Origin of the sequence: Mongoliitalea lutea, from assembly GCF_014652135.1 — a bacterium.
GTDB classification, from domain to species: Bacteria; Bacteroidota; Bacteroidia; order Cytophagales; family Cyclobacteriaceae; genus Mongoliitalea; species Mongoliitalea lutea.
Genome location: NZ_BMYF01000022.1, coordinates 25,991 through 46,055, shown reverse-complemented (window position 1 = coordinate 46,055; position 20,065 = coordinate 25,991). Strand labels below are relative to the sequence as shown.

The 20,065-nt window shown below is 40.0% G+C and carries 18 protein-coding genes and 1 pseudogene; 8 read left to right on the top strand and 11 right to left on the bottom strand.

Annotated features, from left to right (window positions below):
• Positions 1-3: 3 nt before the first annotated feature.
• Positions 4-921 carry a 2-hydroxyacid dehydrogenase gene (locus tag IE080_RS16000; RefSeq protein ID WP_189584943.1) on the bottom strand — a complete coding sequence of 306 codons (918 nt, stop codon included), beginning with the start codon at positions 919-921 and terminating at the stop codon, positions 4-6.
• A gap of 184 nt (positions 922-1,105) precedes the next feature.
• Between IE080_RS16000 and IE080_RS15995 the strand changes: the two genes are divergently transcribed.
• Positions 1,106-1,957 (top strand): DUF2911 domain-containing protein, encoded by an 852-nt coding sequence (locus IE080_RS15995; RefSeq protein WP_189584940.1) that lies wholly within the window; start codon positions 1,106-1,108, stop codon positions 1,955-1,957.
• A gap of 1,091 nt (positions 1,958-3,048) precedes the next feature.
• On the opposite strand, the gene IE080_RS15990 is transcribed toward IE080_RS15995, so the two are convergent.
• Complete coding sequence (locus IE080_RS15990; RefSeq protein ID WP_189584937.1) at positions 3,049-3,642, bottom strand: DUF6134 family protein; 594 nt, start codon at positions 3,640-3,642, stop codon at positions 3,049-3,051.
• A 123-nt stretch (positions 3,643-3,765) separates the two neighbouring features.
• Between IE080_RS15990 and IE080_RS15985 the strand changes: the two genes are divergently transcribed.
• On the top strand, positions 3,766-4,848 hold the full coding sequence (locus IE080_RS15985) for a 3-oxoacyl-ACP synthase III family protein (RefSeq protein WP_189584934.1): 1,083 nt from the start codon (positions 3,766-3,768) through the stop codon (positions 4,846-4,848).
• Between the two features lie 35 nt (positions 4,849-4,883).
• On the opposite strand, the gene IE080_RS15980 is transcribed toward IE080_RS15985, so the two are convergent.
• From IE080_RS15980 to IE080_RS15970, 3 genes are read right to left on the bottom strand one after another with little or no spacing between them, the layout of a single operon-like run.
• On the bottom strand, positions 4,884-5,351 hold the full coding sequence (locus tag IE080_RS15980; protein WP_189584931.1) for a hypothetical protein: 468 nt from the start codon (positions 5,349-5,351) through the stop codon (positions 4,884-4,886).
• A 17-nt stretch (positions 5,352-5,368) separates the two neighbouring features.
• Positions 5,369-5,971 carry a hypothetical protein gene (locus tag IE080_RS15975; RefSeq protein WP_189584928.1) on the bottom strand — a complete coding sequence of 201 codons (603 nt, stop codon included), beginning with the start codon at positions 5,969-5,971 and terminating at the stop codon, positions 5,369-5,371.
• Positions 5,972-5,973: 2 nt separating this feature from the next.
• Positions 5,974-6,615, bottom strand: coding sequence for a DUF4136 domain-containing protein (locus IE080_RS15970; RefSeq protein WP_189584925.1), 642 nt, complete (start codon positions 6,613-6,615; stop codon positions 5,974-5,976).
• Positions 6,616-6,786: 171 nt separating this feature from the next.
• Between IE080_RS15970 and IE080_RS15965 the strand changes: the two genes are divergently transcribed.
• The 3 genes from IE080_RS15965 to IE080_RS15955 all read left to right on the top strand — a co-directional run bounded on the left by IE080_RS15965 (position 6,787) and on the right by IE080_RS15955 (position 9,683).
• Positions 6,787-7,536, top strand: a complete 750-nt coding sequence (locus tag IE080_RS15965) for a DUF2092 domain-containing protein (RefSeq protein ID WP_189584922.1) — start codon at positions 6,787-6,789, stop codon at positions 7,534-7,536.
• Positions 7,526-8,854, top strand: a complete 1,329-nt coding sequence (locus IE080_RS15960; RefSeq protein WP_189584920.1) for a DUF6515 family protein — start codon at positions 7,526-7,528, stop codon at positions 8,852-8,854. Before IE080_RS15965 ends, IE080_RS15960 begins: the two co-directional genes overlap by 11 nt.
• 70 nt (positions 8,855-8,924) lie before the next feature.
• Entirely contained in the window at positions 8,925-9,683 is a 759-nt protein-coding gene (locus IE080_RS15955) for a DUF2490 domain-containing protein (protein ID WP_189584917.1), read from the top strand.
• Here IE080_RS15955 and IE080_RS15950 read toward each other — a convergent pair.
• Entirely contained in the window at positions 9,680-10,330 is a 651-nt protein-coding gene (locus IE080_RS15950) for a hypothetical protein (RefSeq protein WP_189584914.1), read from the bottom strand. The two genes, IE080_RS15955 and IE080_RS15950, sit on opposite strands and share 4 nt — an antisense overlap.
• Before the next feature lie 450 nt (positions 10,331-10,780).
• Complete coding sequence (locus IE080_RS15945; protein ID WP_229800685.1) at positions 10,781-11,542, bottom strand: hypothetical protein; 762 nt, start codon at positions 11,540-11,542, stop codon at positions 10,781-10,783.
• A 118-nt stretch (positions 11,543-11,660) separates the two neighbouring features.
• Between IE080_RS15945 and msrB the strand changes: the two genes are divergently transcribed.
• Both msrB and IE080_RS15935 read left to right on the top strand, forming a co-directional pair.
• Entirely contained in the window at positions 11,661-12,080 is a 420-nt protein-coding gene (gene msrB, locus IE080_RS15940; RefSeq protein WP_189584911.1) for a peptide-methionine (R)-S-oxide reductase MsrB, read from the top strand.
• A 72-nt stretch (positions 12,081-12,152) separates the two neighbouring features.
• Positions 12,153-15,383, top strand: a complete 3,231-nt coding sequence (locus IE080_RS15935; RefSeq protein ID WP_189584908.1) for a S41 family peptidase — start codon at positions 12,153-12,155, stop codon at positions 15,381-15,383.
• A gap of 257 nt (positions 15,384-15,640) precedes the next feature.
• Here IE080_RS15935 and IE080_RS19780 read toward each other — a convergent pair.
• Together IE080_RS19780 and IE080_RS15930 are read right to left on the bottom strand one after the other, a co-directional pair.
• Positions 15,641-15,733, bottom strand: a pseudogene (locus IE080_RS19780) (FEKKY domain-containing protein); the annotation flags it as partial.
• Positions 15,734-17,035: 1,302 nt separating this feature from the next.
• Positions 17,036-17,761, bottom strand: coding sequence for a hypothetical protein (locus tag IE080_RS15930; protein WP_189584905.1), 726 nt, complete (start codon positions 17,759-17,761; stop codon positions 17,036-17,038).
• A gap of 398 nt (positions 17,762-18,159) precedes the next feature.
• Between IE080_RS15930 and IE080_RS15925 the strand changes: the two genes are divergently transcribed.
• Positions 18,160-19,263 carry a Fic family protein gene (locus IE080_RS15925; protein ID WP_189584902.1) on the top strand — a complete coding sequence of 368 codons (1,104 nt, stop codon included), beginning with the start codon at positions 18,160-18,162 and terminating at the stop codon, positions 19,261-19,263.
• A 101-nt stretch (positions 19,264-19,364) separates the two neighbouring features.
• Here the strand turns inward: IE080_RS15925 and IE080_RS15920 are convergent, their stop codons facing one another.
• Both IE080_RS15920 and IE080_RS15915 read right to left on the bottom strand, forming a co-directional pair.
• Positions 19,365-19,658, bottom strand: coding sequence for an STAS-like domain-containing protein (locus tag IE080_RS15920; protein WP_189584899.1), 294 nt, complete (start codon positions 19,656-19,658; stop codon positions 19,365-19,367).
• A 4-nt stretch (positions 19,659-19,662) separates the two neighbouring features.
• Positions 19,663-20,052 carry a helix-turn-helix domain-containing protein gene (locus IE080_RS15915; RefSeq protein ID WP_189584896.1) on the bottom strand — a complete coding sequence of 130 codons (390 nt, stop codon included), beginning with the start codon at positions 20,050-20,052 and terminating at the stop codon, positions 19,663-19,665.
• Positions 20,053-20,065: the final 13 nt, after the last annotated feature.

Sequence of the window (20,065 nt, the reverse complement as noted above, 5' to 3'; positions counted from 1 at the left end):
TGATTAATAGCCTTTAATTCTATTTATTTGGTTTATTAAGGGTTGGGACTTTTTCATTCGATGATAGTTATCTAAAACCTGTGGTGCCGCAGCACTTGGATTGGTTACACTAGCAATATGCGGCGTAATCCGGATTCGAGAATCTTCCCAAAAGGGGTGATTGGAGAGAAGAGGCTCTTCATGGAATACATCCAACAAAGCACCAGAAAGATAACTTTTGTCCAAAGCTAGTAATAAATCTCGTTCAATTAAATGTTTTCCTCTGGCAACATTGATTAAAAATGTTCCTGGGGTACATTTTTCAAATAGTTGAAGGTTTAAGAAGCCTTCTGTCTTTGGCGTCAATGGCAACATACACACCAACACATTTATTTGTGAGAGAAAATCTTGGAGCTGATCTCCAAAGTAATAGGGATAAGCAAGCGTTTTTGGACTATTTCCAAACCCTACAACCGGGAAACCCATGTATTGCAACTTATCCGCAATGTCATGTCCTAATGCTCCTACTCCGAGAATCCCTATCCTAACCTCAAGTTCAGGATTGGTCATATTCCATACTTTCTGCTGCTGCTGTTGTTGATAGCGTTCGTATTGTCTATGATGGTTTAATACTCCCATGATCACATAATTGGTCATGGTCCAAGTCAATTTTTCATCCACGATACGCGTGATGGGGACATCCTTAGGTAATGCAGGATCCTTTAAAATATGATCTACGCCTGCACCCATAGAACAGATGAGCTTGAGATTGGGAAACTCATTTAACAATCCCGGAGGATGGTTCCAAAGTAGTACAGCGTCTACAGCGGCATAATCGGTGATTTCAGGATACACCTGAATCTGAACCGTGGGATCTAAACTCTTAAAATTTTGTATCCAGGCATCTATATTTTTACCTGGACTGATAATGGCTAAGCCCATTTACTAGCATATTTGGGTGTGGGTGGTATCTTTTGATACTTAACATTTCAATACTACGATAAGATTTAGATAAAAAAAAACCATTCATCCAAGACTCCCTCCCACTTCATCATTAAATCTTATCGAACCCATAAAAATTTTAATTTATATTGCGTTACCAATGTAAATCTAAACCAAAAAATATATGAAAACCACATTTGCTTACTTTGTAGCACTTTTCATGACTTGCTTAAGTCTAGGCGTATCGGCCCAACAAATCAACATGCCTCAAGCTAGTCCCTCTGCTACCATCAGTCAAAAAATTGGACTTACCGATGTTACCATCGAATATGCACGCCCAAGTATGAAAGGAAGAAAAATATTCGGGGAATTAGTGCCTTTTGGGGATGTTTGGAGGACAGGTGCCAATGCAGCTACTTTACTTACTTTCTCTACGGAAGTCAAAATTGAAGGCCAACTTGTGCCTGCGGGTACCTATGCACTATACTCGATTCCAGGACGGGAAGATTGGACCATCATTCTTTCTTCCAATACAAGTCTATGGGGTGCTGTGGGTTACAATGCTGACGAAGATGTTTTGCGTGCCACTGTAAAGTCTGGAAAAACAGGTCAGCGCTATGAGACCATGGAGTTTAACTTTGTGGATATGACTGATAATGCAGCCTCGGTTGCTATCAAGTGGGAAAATACCCGTGTAGCATTCAGAATTGAGACGGAAGTGGATGATATCGTTATGGCACAGATTAAAGAATTGGTGATCGATCAGGAAGTAACAAATCCAGGCTTGTTCTATCAGGCAGCCAATTATTACTTCACCAACAAAAAAGATATGCGTGTTGCCCATGATTGGATCAGCAAGTCAGTTGCTGACGATCCTAAATTCTGGACCATGCATTTGAAAGCAAAAATCGAAGCCGAATTGGGTATGAAGCAAGAGGCTATCCAAAGCGCCACCCGCTCTATCGAAATGGCCAGAGAAGCGAAAAATGCAGACTATGTTGGTCTGAATGAACGGTTGATTCGCTCGTTAAGGTAGAAGTTATAGAAGCGAGAGACGAGATGCGAGATGCTAGAGACGAGAGATGAGAAGCGAGAGATTAGAGTCAATAATCAAGAAGCAAGACAGATTTTCGTGGAACGCTAGACTTGATTTGCCTTAGAAAAACGTATTTGAGTACTATTGAAATAAAGTAGAAATAAATTGAAATAGACATTAGACATTAGACGCCAGACATTAGACTTGATTTGTCTTAGAAATACGTATTTGAGTACTATTGAAATAAGGTAGAAATAAAGTAGATATAAGGTTGAAATAATTTTAAGGGAGAGTTAGAGTTTTAGTAGCGGAGACCTCCATTTTTCCTTTCTCCTTATTACCTTATGCCTTTATTTTTCGTGTAATTAGTACCATTTGTGGACAGCTTATAACTCCAATTGCTGGTAGTACTGTTGCGGGTGGGACGTCAGAAAACCGGAAAACTCTCGCAAACCTCTCACAGATAAAAGAGATTAAACAGATTTGATACAGATTGATTATTGTATAGATATAAGGTTCTTTACGCTTCTTTTTCCAACAATCGCAGGTAGTACTGCTGCGGGTGGGACGTCAGAAAACTGCGCCGGCGTGGGCCCTGCGGGCGGAAGGATTTTTCTGACTAGCCTTTTTGGTTACTTTTGTGGCAATGACAAAAGTAACGACAATGAAAGCAAAGAGCATCAATAAATTAAGTCCAAATTGCAGCTAATAAATTCCTATAAAAACTAATCCCTTTAGAGGATTGCAAATCCTTATTATCTACTGATGTTGGAGAACTTCGTGCAATTGCGAGCTAGCGAGCTGATTTTTAGATATTAGACATAAGACGCTAGACATTGGACTTGATTTGTCTTAGAAATACGTATTTGAGTACTATTGAAATAAGGTAGAAATAAAGTAGATCTAAGGTAGAAATAATTTTAAGGGAGAGTGGAAGCTTAAGTGGCGGAGACCTCCCTTTTTACTTCCTTCTTATTACCTTTTGCATTTATTTTTCGTGTAAATAGTGCCATTCGTGGACAGTTGAACTTTAAGAATTATAAATCTAGGACAGCCTGGCCGATTTTGATAAAAAGCTCAAACAAATAATATTATTTCTTTCGTTTAACTACATAATTTTTTATGGGAAACTCCATCACGGCACGATCAAGTTTGCCATCGATGTAATAATAGCGATTGGTATTACCATTTACTTGAACTTCGTAGTAGTCTTTTACCTTTTTAATAGGGCTAATAATACCATAAGATTCCGCAATAAATTCATTTACATTCACAGGCTCGTCAAAAAAAAAGGAGACTGAACTAAAGAATAAGGGGCGGGTATAGGCCGTATCCAATTCAAATTTGTAATTCGTAGCTTTTACATCGTATTGATCCGTATTATATCGAATTTTACTCTTGAAATCTCCTTTATTGGTACTTGAGTTTACATCGGAGCGAATAAGTTTATTGTTTTTATACACCGATAGGGTCTGGTACTCCAAATTGATTTTTCCAAAAAACCAAAAACTCACATTGCTTTTCAACTGGTACATGACCTCTTCTCCCTGCGGTTTTTTTTCAGCAGTCATCTCTCCTATGGAAATGCCAGCAATTGAAATATCGTATTGTTGCTTCGATTGGGCAAATGTCTCAAAGGAAAGTAATTTGGTAAAAATGAATATTAGAAATAATTTATTTGGCATAATTTGACTCTTAATTTAGAAACTTGCTAAAGATTTAAAGAATTTATTCGAAAACCTGTAATGCAATTTAGTTTTATTGCGTAACTTACAAAGCTATAAAAATCACCAAAGGAATTATAATTTATGCCGATTAAAACTGTTATCATCGGTTCTGGCAAGTATTTGCCGGAACTGATTGTTAAGAATGAAGATTTTTTATCCAATGAGTTTTTAAATGAGAAGGGGGAGAAATTTCCCAAAGCGAACGAGGATATTGTCAAGAAACTTCAGGAAATCACCGAAATAGAAGAGCGCAGGTATCTTCCCTCCCATTTGAATACTTCCGATATGGGCTTTTTTGCAGCTCAGGAAGCGATTGCAAACGCAGGTATTGATAAAGAATCATTAGACTATATCATTGTAGCTCACAATTTCGGGGACTTACAGGATCATAATCGTAAGGTGGACATGGTCCCTACCCTTGCTTCCCGGATCAAGCATTTGTTGCAGATCGCCAATCCGGACTGTGTGGCCTATGATCTACCTTTTGGTTGTCCAGGATGGGTTCAAGGAATGATCCAAGCGGATTATTTTATCAAGTCCGGTGATGCCAGACGTGCCTTAGTGATCGGCACAGAGAATTTGTCCAGAATTGCAGATCCGCATGACATTGATGCCATGATTTATTCGGATGGTGCAGGTGCTGTGGTCGTAGAAGGGATTGAAACGGATAAGGCCATTGGGATCCTAACCCATAAGACGAGAACTGACACGCTTAACCATGCACATTTGTTGAATATGGGTGTTTCTTATTCCTCTGATTATCAAGATGACACCTTGTTTATCAAAATGAATGGTCGAAAGCTGTATGAGTATGCCATCAGCACGGTGCCGATTTTGGTAAAAGAAACCATTGAGAAAGCTGGATTGGATATTTCAGATATCAACAAAGTATTGATTCATCAGGCCAATGCCAAAATGGATGCTGCGATTTTGGAACGGACATTCAAGCTTTTTGGTCATAAAGAATGGCCGAGAGAGGTGATGCCTATGATTATTTCAAAAATAGGAAACAATTCAGTTGCAACAGTTCCTGTATTATATGATATCATTATCAGAGGAGAAATGGAAGGACAGGAAATAAAACCTGGAGATACGTTAGTATTTGCATCAGTCGGTGCAGGTATGAATGTTAATGCCTTTATTTATAAAGTTCCTATGAACTAAAGTTCTGAATATTCTTTTATTGTTGCTATACTAAATCACTTCTTTTCCCCAGTAAACGGCAAACTCTCCGCCATAGCTAAAAGAATCGTATTCTGAATAAACGAATCCAGCTGCATAAACTTCGCAGTTTCTGTAGGAGAAACAACTTTATTAAAGCGCTTGTGATAACGCTTTTGCAAATTGGCAATAGATATATTATTCGCAATAATTGCACGGGCGATACGGTTGGCATCCGCATCGGTCAACCTTTCAAAACTTTCCAAATAATCGTTGATCGTCAAAATCCGCTGCTTGATCAAAGCTCTGCGTTCTGCTTCATAACTTTCGTAGACCATCCAAAATTGGGAGGTTTTAGCAAAACCCATATAGTCTTCTACCAAGGCTCTTTTTTCCATACCAAAAGCACTTTGGATTAAGACGATTTCATCTGAAACAGAACCTTGTGCCCAGCTAACAAAGGGGGAAATCACTAAAATTACAAGAATAAGAACCTGCTTTTTCATAGAAATATGATTATAGGTTAGAAATTGAGCATTACAAAACCAAGATTGAAGCCTATAAACGACTGCGCATCTATGGCCTCACTTCCGAAGGTTTGATAATATTTTGAAGAAACCTTGATCCCTACATAATCACTGATTTTAAACATTGCTCCCACTTCAGGTCTTACAGCTACATGTGTGGCCGTTTCCCGTTGGACGAAAATGCCCATGTCCCGTTGATGCGTCAAAAAGCTCAAACCTGTACCCAAGGAAAGAAAGGGTTTAAAGGTACTATTGTCACCTATCACAAATATGTAGGTTGGCATAATGGAGGTAGCTGAACCAGCTCTGAACTGATTCCCTGTCACAGTTACAGTGCCTGCATGGACGCTTTCATTACTCCGCTTATCTGCAAACCCATTGGTAACAAGTTCAATCCCAAAACCGGAGTTTTTGGTTTTCATAAAATACGTTTCAAAACTCACTCCCCTACCTGTAAAATTGGATGCGAAGTTAGCGGTATTCCCCAAAGGCAAAGCGGGAGCATAATTGATGGCAATGATAGATCCATTTTGTGCTTGCACACTAAAAGGTACAGCGACAACTACTAAAAAAACGAAAATGATCAATATATTCCTCATGATTACCTGGAGATAGCTGGTGTTTGATTAAAAGCTTGATTGATACCCTGGATGGCACGTGTGGTGTTGTCAGAAAGGGATTGGCTTAATCCCATGTTAACTACTCCCACCCAATGAACCGGAAGCGGTGCATTAGAGGTGCGGTTTCTATTGTCGACCAATTGCATCAACAAAGTTCCCGTATTGAATGAATTATTAATCAAAGGGCTAAAATTGGGATACTGGAATCTTATGCCAGGTCCTAATTCGGGAAACCACCATGTCCAAAACTGGGAGTCATAATCAAATAAAATTTCTCTACCCTCGGTTGTGACCGTTGGAAAAAGAATAAAATCAGGTTGATTTTGGATATTGACCAGAGTAAATCCTCTAGCATTCATATTGTTTCGCATCACATTCAATAACTGCTGATTGGCTACAAAATCCAAGGTAGGTGGACGCTCTCCGGGAGTCACCCCCTCAGAAGTCAAAATGATGACATTTGGCGGTAACGCATAGGTGGTCCCTTGATTGAATTGAAACTCCGGATTGAAGTTGGTGTAGACTACAGCGAGGTCACTGATATCATCCGGCCGATTGCTGGGTAGGCAGGAAACAAAAAGCAAGCCGATGAAAACAGCCATGGTCCAAAAATAAATCTTCATAATTCTGTTTTAAAATTTGTACAAATTAAGAGAATTTTATTTTAAGGCTTGCACAAATTCCAGAAATATTGGCAAAGCCTACCCCGATTCTTTAAAATTTAATTTATTTTTACTTCCACAAGTTTGAAAATCCTTTTACCGCATAATTTCAAGATTTTTACAAAAAAGCTTATGAAAAAAATCATACTTACAAACCTTTGTTATTTAGGTTGGCTATTTTCCTACCTTCAAGCCCAGCAAGTGGACCATCAAGCCGTTTTACTCTTGGATCGTATGAGTGATTTATTGGGAGAACTTAAATCCTGTCAATTTCATGTTTTCACCTCTCAGGATGAATGGGTAGAAGATAAAGGATTGACAAAAGCGTTTCGTTCGCATGAAGTTTACATGGTTGGCCCAGATAAAATGCATATTCGCACTGAGTCTAAGGAAGGGCAGTTGGGAATCTGGCATCATGGTGATCTCTTGTTATTCTACAATCTTACCACCAATCAATATGGGTTTATTGAAACACCAGAAAACATACCAGATGCTATCGATTTCGTTAATCAGGAATATGATATAGAGTTTCCTGCTGCAGACTTCTTTTATCCGGCCTTTACTGATGATTTGATCGAAACACATCATACCATCAGCTACATGGGGCTGGTAAAACTCGAGGGGAAGCAGGCGCATCATATCGTTGCTTACGGAGAAGAAACCAATGTACAAATATGGTTTAGCAATGATACCTTTACCCTACCCCTGCGCTATGTGATTCACGATTTACAATCTTCTCATACTTTGCAATTTGAAGGTGTTTTCTCGAATTGGGTATTGAATCCTGATTTACCGGATGCCATTTTTGACTTTACCGTTCCTGAAACGGCTACCCGTATGCAGATACTTTCCAAATCATCCACCTATTCCAATGAAAACTGATATGAACTTTTCCAATAAATACTTCAAGTTTTATTTTATAGGTTGCATTATTACCATCCTGTTTTTGGAACCTACTCAGAACTTTGCCCAACGAATGAATCATCCATCCACGGGCAGGGCATCAGGTGCAGCAGCTTCCCGAGGAGCACCAACTAACATGAACAGAGGTGGGGCACCAACAAGACCAGCGGCGGCACCATCCAGACCAAGTGCTCCACCTACCAATAGAGGAGCCATGCAACCCGGTCGAAATCCAAGTACTCAAGGCGCTAATAGACCTTCCAATCCTGGCATGTCTCCCTCCAGACCATCGCAAGGGTCTATCACAGGAGGTGCCCAACGCCAACAGGACAGAAGACCTAGCGCTCAACCGGGTAGACAAGACCGCTCTATCAGTGACAACAGACAGCAAAGGGATCGTGCAGCCATTGATCGAGGGAATTTGGATAGAGGGAATGCTACTCGAAATGACCGAAATACTGTGGACAGAGGAAACACAGGTAATCGTGGAGACCGAAATACGAGTGGAAATAGAAATGAAACAGTCGGTAACAGAGGAGATAGAAATACGACTGGAAATAGAGATAGAAATCCCAACAATAACATCAATAATCGTCCTAGCAGGCCGGGAGGTGGTAACAATATTAATATTGGTAATAATAATCAAATCAATATTAATGCCCAGCGAAATACATTTGTCCGGGTGAATGTAATGCATCCCATGATGATGCGTCCTCCCTTCATGTGGGGTGGCTTCCGCATTTATTCCATGCATGCATTTTTCTGGTTTCCTTTTAGACCAATGTTTTGGGGACCTATGTGGCATCCATGGGGCTTTCATACACCCATGCTTCCACCGCAAGCGCAAGTGGTCAATGTGGTCAATGAAACAAACATTATTAATGAAACCAATATTACGAACATTACGAATGTGACAAATGTCATCAATGAATACCATTATGTTGATGGAGTATTTTACCAAAGAGATGACGAAGGATATGTAGTAGTTCCAGCACCTATTGGAGCTGAAGTGAGGTCAATCCCAGATAATTTCGAAAAAGTTGCAGTTGCAGACAACGAGTATAATCTCTATTGGGGTGGTGCTTACTTTGAAGAAACTCCCAATGGTTTCCGAGTCGTCCCTCCTACCGCAGGAACATTAGTAGAAAACCTTTCCGAAGGTGGCGAAGAGGTGAAAATTGGAGATAAAACCTTTATCAGATTTGGAGAAACCTATTATCTCCCAGTGCAGGTCAATGGTAGAAACATGTACGAGGTAGTGTATGTAGAATCCGAGGAAAACACGGAAGACTCTTAAAATAGCAGTAAAATAATTTATCCATAAAAAGGCCCAACCATTAAAGATTTTAATCGTTGGGCCATTATTAATGAAGACAATTCGAATTTTACTAGTATTCCTCTGTTTCCAGACAGCCAGTTATGCACAGCGGGATGTTTCTTTTGCTTATGAAACTTGGTGGGGAGTAATGACATCAACACAAATTTCTAATAGACTTGCCATTTGGAATGATGCCCACTTTGTCAACGATTTATTCTTTATTTATCGTACTGGTCTGACATTCCATAATTTATCGGACAACTTGGTAACTACCGTGGGTTATGGATATTTGAGATTGGGAGACCCTTTTTCTGAAGGACGTCTAAGGCGCTCCGAACATAGACCTTGGATGCAGACGGTATACAGAGTTCCATCTAGCCAACCGTTAAGCACAAGCTTTCGATTTCGATACGATGCCCGGTTTATTCAGGACTTAGGCTCAGAATCGTTGGTAGACGAATTTTCTTTCAACAATCGCTGGCGATTCAATAATGCGCTCAGATATAATTTTGGAGAGCTGATCAGTCCTAATACAAGATTTGCTACGGCGTTTCTGAATGAATCGCTTTTTCGTACTGGACCTGGCACAAGTGGATTTCGATACGAACATCGAACCCACTTGTTAGGTCAATTAACTAAAGCAAATTTTACCTACTCATTAGGCTATGTCATGCGGTACATTCCTCTGAATGCAGAAACCATCCGTATCAATCATGGCCCTGTTTTTTGGTTATCCATTAACTTAAATGCTATGAAGAACCGGAAAATTCAAACATTTGAGGAATTCCCGAGTGACCATAGCCATTAAGAGGTTTTCAACACCCCTTCTTCTAACATTCTTAATAAAACAATTTCTGAAAACTCAGAAGAGAACTTCTCCATAGAGCGAGGATTCAATGTCCGCGATTGTGCAGACCAAATTAGTAATTCAGATGCAGTGTCATAAACATTGATTTCGATAAAATATTTTCTGTCATTGACGATATGCCCTGGAGTCATCATCATCGGATGATTCCATCCCCAAAACCCACCAAAGTTTGCTCCCATTCCCCAAGCACCTGGACCCATCATCATCGGACCGCCCATCATCATATTGCCGGGGATGTAGCGCTGTTCATTTTGAACATCTACCAATGACACAGTCATCACCGCATCCTTATTGTCTTTTCGGATGGCCTGAATCATTTCATTTTTAGTCAAATCCGTGCTGTTCCAAAAGTTAGGAGGAATTACCCGATTACTTGGCGTGGACTCTATACCGAGTTTAAGCAATTTATCATGGATATCATCTTCCAATACTTGCCTTTTGGTAATATCACCAATGACTACCGCTATAAAGATGTTGTCATAACCCGCATAGCTTTTATCGGGACTGGTCCAAGATCTGGTTATCTTAGTGGACGGAGAACAGGCGGCAAAGGCCATAACAAAAACTGCTAAGAGAATCTTTTTCATAGTGTAAATGAGGTATAATATTGAATCTAAAGATAATCTTATTTGGTGTATCCAACACAATAGCAATTATTTATTCTGACAAAATTCCTTCAAACAATGCTTGATATCGGGCCGATTATTGTTAACGTCGAGAGATTTACAGCAAAAAATCAACCTAATTTTTTTAAGGCCAAAATAATGTCAGCTTTTTGGCTAATCAATATCATAAAAAAAATTAATGTAATTCATAGAAAAGTTAAATATAAATTTATGCATCCAAGTGAAACATTGGATTTCAAATTCCTGTAAATATCCTCAGTAAGCATCAATAGGTTAATGCTGGAAAAGACCTGACTACCTCGAAATATTATTGGTTTAGCTTCGTTGGTGGTACTTTTGGGTAGTCAGGCACCACATTCTATTTGTTTGGGACTAACAAAACAGATAAAATCCGACTCTTTGGGTCGGATTTTATTTTTTATCCGGTTTGGGTTCTAGGCGATAACGTGTTCTACTTTCCAAGAAATTCAAAAGCAAGCGCTCCACCCTATCATAATCCATATCCAAAAACTGATGACTTATGTTGGCCAAGTTGAACTCTATAATCAAATCATCCATATCCTTGTCTGATAGTCTAAATTCGGATTTCAAGGCTTGCATAACCGAGTCGGATTGGATCAATCGCAAATAATCTTCTTGCCTCGCCATAAAAGCAAGCTTTCTGGCATATTCCCGCTTTTGGCGCTCTGACTTCATAAAATAAGAAATAGGACCATCGATAGTAAAGCCCGGAGATAGCCCGTCATTTCCTGAAACTCCCCGATAAATTTTCCCAGGCCCTGCCGGTCTATCACTCAAACCACGCATGCTGCTTTGATTCCCTGCCCGAAAAGGAATCACAATTGCCTCCCCATATACATCAAATCTAGGAAGCATGCGGGCGTCCAAATAAATGTCTGTTAAAATATGCGTATCATTCCCCACCATAAGTTTTTTGGGAATAAAATGTTGCCTGAAAAACAAAAGACTATCTCCCTTGGAACCCCTTACTTTGAAGTAACCCCGCTCATTGGTCAAACTACTATCTTGATTACTGAGATTGATCACCCATACTTTTTCTAAAAATCCACGGTCTGTCCCGTCGATGACATTTCCCGTAATACTTTGAGCAGCAAGCTGAAAAGCAAACAGTTGTATTCCAAAAAAGACCGCTATATAAACCAACCGTTTCATAGTCGAAAATTACGATGCATCCCTCAATTTAAAAATTATGCTGCGTTAAAAGATATTAAGCCGTAAATTCAACCAACAAAATGAGTGAATTATCAGTCTTGATACAAATACTTAAACAATGAAAAAGAAAGCACCCAAATCCTACGAAATCCAAAAAACTGAAGAAGAATGGCAGGAAATACTCGATCCGCATAGTTACCATATCCTCCGGGAAAAGGGAACCGAACGCCCATTTACAGGAGCCTACAATCTAAACAAGGATACAGGAATCTATGAATGTAAGGGCTGTGGAAATGAGATTTTTCATTCAAATGCCAAATATGATAGTGGCTGCGGCTGGCCATCCTTCACCGACCCTGTCAGACCGGATGCCATTGATGTTCAAATGGATTATTCCCATTTTATGATTCGGGAAGAGATTCTTTGCGGGAGATGTGGGGGACATCTTGGGCATCGCTTCCCCGATGGCCCAAAAGACCGAGGGGGCATCCGCTATTGTATCAATTCCGTAAGCATGGATTTTAAAAAGGAATCCTAAGAATTTGACCAGCGGTCAAGGGATTCCATAGGTTTCGATTAACTTGTATGTTGTATAAACCCACTTAACAGTATGAAAAAACTAGTGCTAAGTGCTTTGCTTCTTCTCTCCATCACCTGGGAAAGCATTGCACAAGGAAGCATGTTGCTTCGAGAGCCAACGATCAGCCAAGATTACATCGTTTTTGTACATGCCAACGACCTTTGGAGAGTTTCCAAAAATGGTGGAGAGGCCATTCGACTGACTAGCAATGAAGGGGCTGAAAATCTCCCTCATTTCTCTCCTGATGGAAAACACATCGCCTTTACTGCCCAATATGATGGCAATACAGATGTCTATGTGATTCCCGTAGAAGGTGGAGAACCCAAACGTCTCACCTGGCATCCAGGCCCTGATTATGTGACGGGATGGACTCCAGATGGTCAGCATGTTTTGTTTACATCCGCAAGAGAAAATGTTCCAACAAAAGAATCTAAATTCTTCAAAATCTCCAAGGATGGAGGTATGGAAGAGTCTTTGATCATTCCTAGAGCAGTCAATGGCCGGATTTCTCCTGATGGCAAACACATCGCATATCAGCAAATCGCTTTCTGGGATCCCGAATGGAGAAATTACCGCGGTGGTCAGGCAAAACCTATTTGGATCGTAGACATGGAAAGCTATGAGCTACAAATGACTCCCCAAACAGACAATGAGCGTCATACCCAACCCATTTGGCATGGAAATAAAGTGTTTTTCCTTTCCGAGCGGGATTTTGCCAATAACATCTGGTCATTCGAACCCAATTCAAAAACTCTCAAACAAGAGACCTTCCACAAAGATTTTGATGTGAAAAATCTTGACTCCAACGGAGAAGAAATTGTCTACGAACAAGGAGGCTATCTACATATACTCAATCCTTCCACAGGAGCTACAAGACAGTTAACTATTTCCATCAAAGGCGATTTTCATTGGGCACGGGAACGATGGACCGATGTCACAAGCAGAGGCTTGATGAATGCTTCCCTCTCTCCTACCGGACAGCGGGCAGTTTTTGAGTATCGGGGAGAAATCATCACTGTTCCCAAAGAAAAAGGAGATGCTCGTAACCTCACCAATTCTTCCAAATCTGCGGAGAGAGCACCTGTTTGGTCTCCCGATGGTCAAAAAATCGCATGGTTTTCAGATGCTAGTGGAGAATATCAATTGATCATCAGTGATCAGGAAGGAATTCAGAGCAGAACTATCAAACTGCCTCAAAGTACCTTCTTCTTCAGACCCGACTGGTCTTCTGATAACAAACACATTGCCTTTACAGATACTGATTACAATATCTGGGTTGTCAATATAGAGAACGGAACCGCTAAAATAGCCGATACCGACCGCTTTGCGCATCCTAACCGAAGCATGAATCCGGTTTGGTCGCCTGATGGAAAGTGGATCGCTTATGCCCGATTATTGGATAATCAGTTCAAAGCTATATTCGCATATGAAGTGAGTACCGGTAAAAATATCCAGATTACTGATAGTATGGCCGATGCTATTTCTCCTGTATGGGACGCTAATGGACAATACTTGTACTTCTTGGCCTCCACCAATTTCGGGTTAAACACCGGTTGGTTGGATATGTCGAGTTATGATAGACCAGTGACTAGGAGTTTGTATGCAGCAGTACTTTCCAAAAATGGAAAATCTCCTTTCCTACCGGAAAGTAATGAAGAAGAAGCCAAGAAAGAGGAAAAGAAAGAAGCTTCCAATACCGTAAGCATTGATGCGGAAGGCATCTGGCAGCGAATTATTGCAGTAGATGTTCCTGCAAGAGATTATACAGCTTTGGTAGCAGGACCTGAAAATTATGTATTCTACATGGAATCAGTTCCCAACCAATCCGGTGTCACCTTGCATCGCTACAACTTCAAAGAGCGGAAATCAGAAGTTCACATGAGCGGTGTATCTACTGCTACGGTGTCCCATGACAGAAAATCCCTATTGTACCAAGCAAATGGGAACTGGGGAATTGTGGAAACCACCGGAGGAGGTAAAAAACCGGGTGATGGAAGCTTGAAAGCATTAAATGGTTTCAAAATCAAAGTAAATCCACGGGAAGAATGGGAACAAATCTATCGGGAAGGATGGCGCTATCAGCGTGACTTCCTGTATGTGGATAATGTTCATGGAGCTCCATGGGACGAAATTTATGAGTGGTACAAACCATGGGTAGCCCATGTCAAGCATCGCTCTGATATGAATTATGTGATCGATATCCTGGGTGGTGAGGTAGCTGTGGGTCATAGTTACACCTCGGGAGGTGATTTTCCACAAGTAAAATCTGTAAACATTGGTTTACTTGGTGCAGATATCAACGTCTCCAATGGAAAATACCAAATCCAAAAAATCTACAACGGTGAAAACTGGAACCCAACCCTTCAAGCTCCTCTGGCTGTACCTGGAATCGATGTCAAAGAAGGTGATTTCATTTTGGCTGTCAATGGAGTTAGCCTTGACCCACAGGTAAATTTCTTTAGCTACTTCGAAAATACAGCTGGCAAGCAAGTGAAACTAACGTTAGCTTCTAATGCCAACGGAACAAATTCCCGAACAATAACCGTAGTGCCTGTGGCCAATGAAAGCCAACTTCGTATGATGGATTGGGTAGAAGGAAACCGCAGAAAGGTAGACGAGCTTTCAAATGGTCAATTGGCCTATGTATATGTTCCAAATACCGGACAAGGTGGCTACACCTATTTCAACCGCTACTATTTTGCGCAGCAGGATAAAAAGGGTGCCGTGATAGATGAGCGGAATAATGGCGGTGGGTCTGCGGCTGATTACATGGTGGACATCATGGCACGAGAGCTGCATGGCTATTTCAATAGTAGGGCCAATGACCGAAGGCCATTTACTACACCTATGTCAGGCATCTGGGGACCAAAAGTCATGTTGATCAATGAGCGTGCTGGTTCAGGTGGTGACTTGCTGCCCTATTTGTTTAGCAAAATGAAGATTGGTCCATTGATCGGTACCCAAACTTGGGGAGGATTGGTCGGAACTTGGGATACGCCGTCCTTTATCGATGGGGGAAGAATGGTAGCACCGAGGGGAGGATTCTTTGATATCGATGGAGAGTGGGCAGTAGAAGGTGTAGGCGTGAAACCGGATATTCCTGTTGAGCAGACTCCTTTGGATGTAATCAAGGGACGTGACCCACAACTGGAGCGTGCGGTAGAAGAGGCACTGAAACTGATGGAAACGCAGGGTGTGGAACTAAAACCTGAGCCCAAAGCCCCTATTCGTTATTTCAGACCAGCAAAAGACAATGAATAAGTCTATTGCGGATAAAACAGATTTGAAAGATTCAGCAGGAATTTAATTTTTGCAAGGTCACCACTTTCTTTGCAATAAATACTTAAAGGGATCATCCCGATAAACCTAATCAAAAAGGGCCCAATGCTATATGCAAAGGGCCCTTTAGTTATTATGTATAAAGTTGATAGAGAAATTTAAAGATGATTTTTTTGAAGTTTTACACAAAACATACTAGGAATTAGTTAAACGAAATTTAATTGAACCTATTGTGCTGCTCATTTAATTCCCAGAGGCTTTGATTGTAATTCATCTTTCCATTGATTCCCATATTTCTTAGCAAGAAAATTGGCAATCATCGGATTATTTTCGCTTACTTTTTCAACTCAAACGAGCGTTATAATTATATGTTGCCAGCCACTGGTTTTACCCCAATAAAATTTCAACATGAAAAAGTCAAGGGATAGTAATCTATCTCACTTTGGTTTTCTGAGACTAATATAAATCAACCATAGCCCAAGAAAAATTGCCATCAAAGGAAAGAATGAGAGGATTAGTAGGCCCATGATTTGAATTTTAGATTTTAGAAGGTAGAATTTCGATTTCAGAACAATACATAGACCTTTCTAATAATGGCTAGTTTTTGATTTAATGCATAATTAAGCTAGAAAAATTCGATTTTTAAAAATCTAAACCTAAAATCTGCCCGGTGGATTTAAGGAATTATTATATCACGAATAATTGTACTGCCCCTTCAGGGCAGAGGTAAGGGCGCTTTGCCCACGGGTCCGAGGACCCATGGTTACTATTATGATAACCCTCACGGGTCATTAAACACCTTGTAACCACCAAATATCCTTGGATATAAGGGTGTGGATTCCTTTTTTTACTCCTGCGGCTTTAATGAATTTTAGATTTTTGAAGGTAGATTTTAGATTTGATTATGCAGTTTGCCAGAAAATTCGATGTGTTAAAACCATAAAAACCATCGAGGTCTGGAAGACCTCAATGGTTCAAATTCCTTTTCTTTTTGCGCATTCCGCACTTTCTGCAAAAACTCCCTCTTCTGTGCCAATCTGTAAAATCTGTGGACAAGCTCTAAGGAGACATGCGACTACATTTCCAAAATAACTTTCAGCGCCTTTAGTGGATTCGGCGAGAAGCCTATTTTTCGTGTAATTCGTGCAATTAGTGGACAAACCTCATTTCAGTGGAAAACTTTCGAGGTCTGGAAGACCTCAACAATTCAATTTCCTTTTCTTTCTACGGATTCCGCGCTTTCTGCGAGAACTCCTCTATTTGCGCCAGCAAAAAATCTGTGTAAATCTGCGATAATCATATATTCAATCTGTGTCTAAATTCAACCTTCGATCCTGACAAGATCTCAGCGCTACGCGCCTCTGACCACATTTCAACCATTTTTTCTACGAAGATCACAGGGCTACGCCCCTACTTACCTGGTTCTTTGCTTTTTTGCATCGAATGAGTCCAGCGTTTCCTGCAAGAACTCACCCTTCTTTTTGATATCGACATTTGCTTGCCCAGAAGATGAATATAAAATTGTCAGTCCTATGGGGGTGGAAAGCTCCAAGAATCAAAGCAGTATCTGACTCCTTAACTTAGTTTTAGTCAATATATTTGTGCGCGGTTGTTATCATAGTATTTGCGATTTATCACCTCAACTCACCCTTCTCTTGGTCAAAGAAAAAATCTTTATCTATTGGCTTCCAATATTTATTGATGTTGTCCATATGTTGGATAGGTTTTTTAAAAGCTGAAACGGGGATAATATAAAGAGCATCGGGGGAAGAAGGACTTCCACCAACACCTAAGGCGATAAAGGTTGGGATTTTAGTGCGAGTTTCAAATGCCTGGTATCGTTCTAATTGTCCATCACTAGCAAAGCGTATAAAATCTCCTTTTATATTACTTCTCCACTTACATTCTACCGCAACAGGATAGCGTTTATTTCCTAACTTCAACTCCAATTGTAAATCGGGATCTAAAGTACTTTCTGCATACCTACCCTCTACAAATTTATCTCCTGCCCATTGTTTGATGACGAAATAGTCCTTATTGAATTTCATGACGATGAACTTCTCAAAATCCAATCCTGCCTTAGCATTTACATCGATTAACTCGTCCTTTGGTTCATCTTCTGATGCTTTCAGGTCTTCCTTGATTTTAGAAATAATTTTTTCAGGATCATTTCCGCTTTGAATTACTGTATCTCTAATGAAGGTTTCTTCTTTAGCAGTGAAATTTGCATCTATTAATGCAGAAGCTTTGGCATTCTCAAGACTTTTTTGATCCAACGAAGGTGAGCTCTCAGATCCAAGCATCCAAATACCTGACCCTATGGCAACAACTCCAAAAATAATTAATACTATGGCTAACATGCGTGTCATATTTTTTTAAACTGATTTAAAAAATACAAATTAAGAAAATTTTGAAGTTTATAGAACTAAAACAGCATCATTAGGTGTAAAAAATAGACTATCAAATAAAAAAGAGGCTTGAGAGCCGCTTTTTTTATTTTCCTTCTGGCTTGTAGATCGCACCAGAAGCGAAGTCTATAATCAAGCCAGGCATAAACAAGAGGATGTTTGCGACGAATGGAAGAAATTTGATAGAATTCAATTGAAAGTATAAATAAAATCTATGCTTCATTTTATGAAAAGAGAGAAGCACTTATTCCATATTCCAATATGAAATAAAACCATTTTGAGCCGATTAATCCTTTTAATCGGCTCAAATTTTTGCTATATTTGAGCCGATTAGATAAAATAATTGGCTCATGACCTATAACTGGCAACATCATAATTGGCCGAATTTCCAGTATGATTTGGATACATTACAGCCATTATTTCTTGAATTCTCCTTGGAATGGGCTGAGTTGAGCGGTATGGAAAAAGGGCTATCCACAGATTTGGAGGAAGAAACGGTCATAAACATCATGGTTTCTGAGGCCATAAAATCCTCCGCTATTGAAGGTGAGTTTTACAGCAGAGAGGATGTCATGTCTTCAATCAAGAACCAACTTGGACTAAACCAACCACCTGTTACAATAAAAGATCGCTATTCGGCTGGGATTGCCGAGTTGATAGTAGAGGTAAGGTCTAGTTTTCTAGAGCCTTTGAGTACAGAAATGCTAAAAAATTGGCACAAAATCCTCTTTTCTCATGCTAAGAATCTACTTGTAGGCGATTGGAGAGCGGGGCAGGAACCCATGCAGGTGGTTTCTGGATCCATAGGAAGAGAAATAGTGCATTTTGAGGCTCCACCATCAGATCAGGTGGCCAAAGAAATGGAATTGATGGTTAACTGGTACAACCAAGCTAACTTCCCCCAAATCAATGTCATCGGTTCAGCTTTGTTGAAGTCAGCCATTGTGCATTTATATTTTGAATCCATACATCCGTTTGAAGATGGTAACGGAAGAATCGGCAGAGCACTTGCAGAAAAAGCATTATCACAATATCTGGGAAAACCAGTCCTGTTGAGTATTTCTAAAATCATTGAAGCAGATAAAAATTCCTATTACCTGGCATTGAAAGATGCGCAAAAGAGCTTGGACATTACTGATTGGATAGCCTATTTCATCAAAGTGGTCATCACTGCCCAACGAGACTCTAAAGCTTTGGTAGCATTTCTTCTGGGGAAGGTGAAGTACTTTGATAAGTTTAAAAACTTCATGGATGAAAGACAGACCAAAGTCATTGAAAAAATGTTTGAAGCAGGACCAGAAGGCTTCCAAGGAGGCATGAGCGCTAAGAAGTACATGTCCATCACTCAGGTTTCCAAAGCCACAGCAACTAGAGACCTGCAATTCCTTCACGAAAATGGACTTTTGATCCAATCAGGAGCAGGTAGATCTGTGAGGTATGCGTTGAATTTATAATACTCAAATTAAGAAAATTTTGAAGTTTATAGAATTAAAACAACATTATTAGGTGTAAAAAATAGAATGTCAATTAAAAAAGAAGCGGAAGCCTCTTAAGTTTAATGTTTAGTATAATCTGGCTTAAACCATTGTATATAATGCTTTAGCATATATGCTTGTGTTGGTGTCAGCTCAATAGGGTTGACCAAACAAAGGAATTCTGGTAAGCCAATTTCTTCAATTAGAGCACCAAAAGAAGAGTTAAGGAATGATGATGAAGGCACGGATCCGTCCTTGAAATATATTTTAAGAGATTCACTGTTTTTCAATTCTTCCTTGAGACGGAGATAGATTTCATTTCCAGCCTTGTTCTTATATGTCTTCTTGACGATATGTGTAACTCGAATTCCCATAAATTTATTTCACCTTTTCCTGACTGCTATTGAGCTTATAAGGTTGTATCAAAACATCTACAGGCAACCCTAGGAGTTCGTGAAGGTTTCTGATCATATCTATAGTCAACGCTCGCTTACGGTTGAGTACAAGGCTAACAATGGTCTTACTGCCAATAGCTGGCATCAAGTCTTTATCCTTTAGCCCTTTCATTTCCATGGCTTCTTTGATGGCCGTGATAGGTTCAGGCAATGCGATAGGGTAATGCTCTTTTTCATACTTTTCAATTAGTGTGACCAAAAGTTCTGCCTCCATGCCTTCTGGGCTATCTGGATTGGCATCAACTATTGAAGAAAGCCTCTTTAAAGCTTTTTCATATTCCTGCTCCGTGGTGATGATTTTATCCCATTTCATAACTTCGATTTGA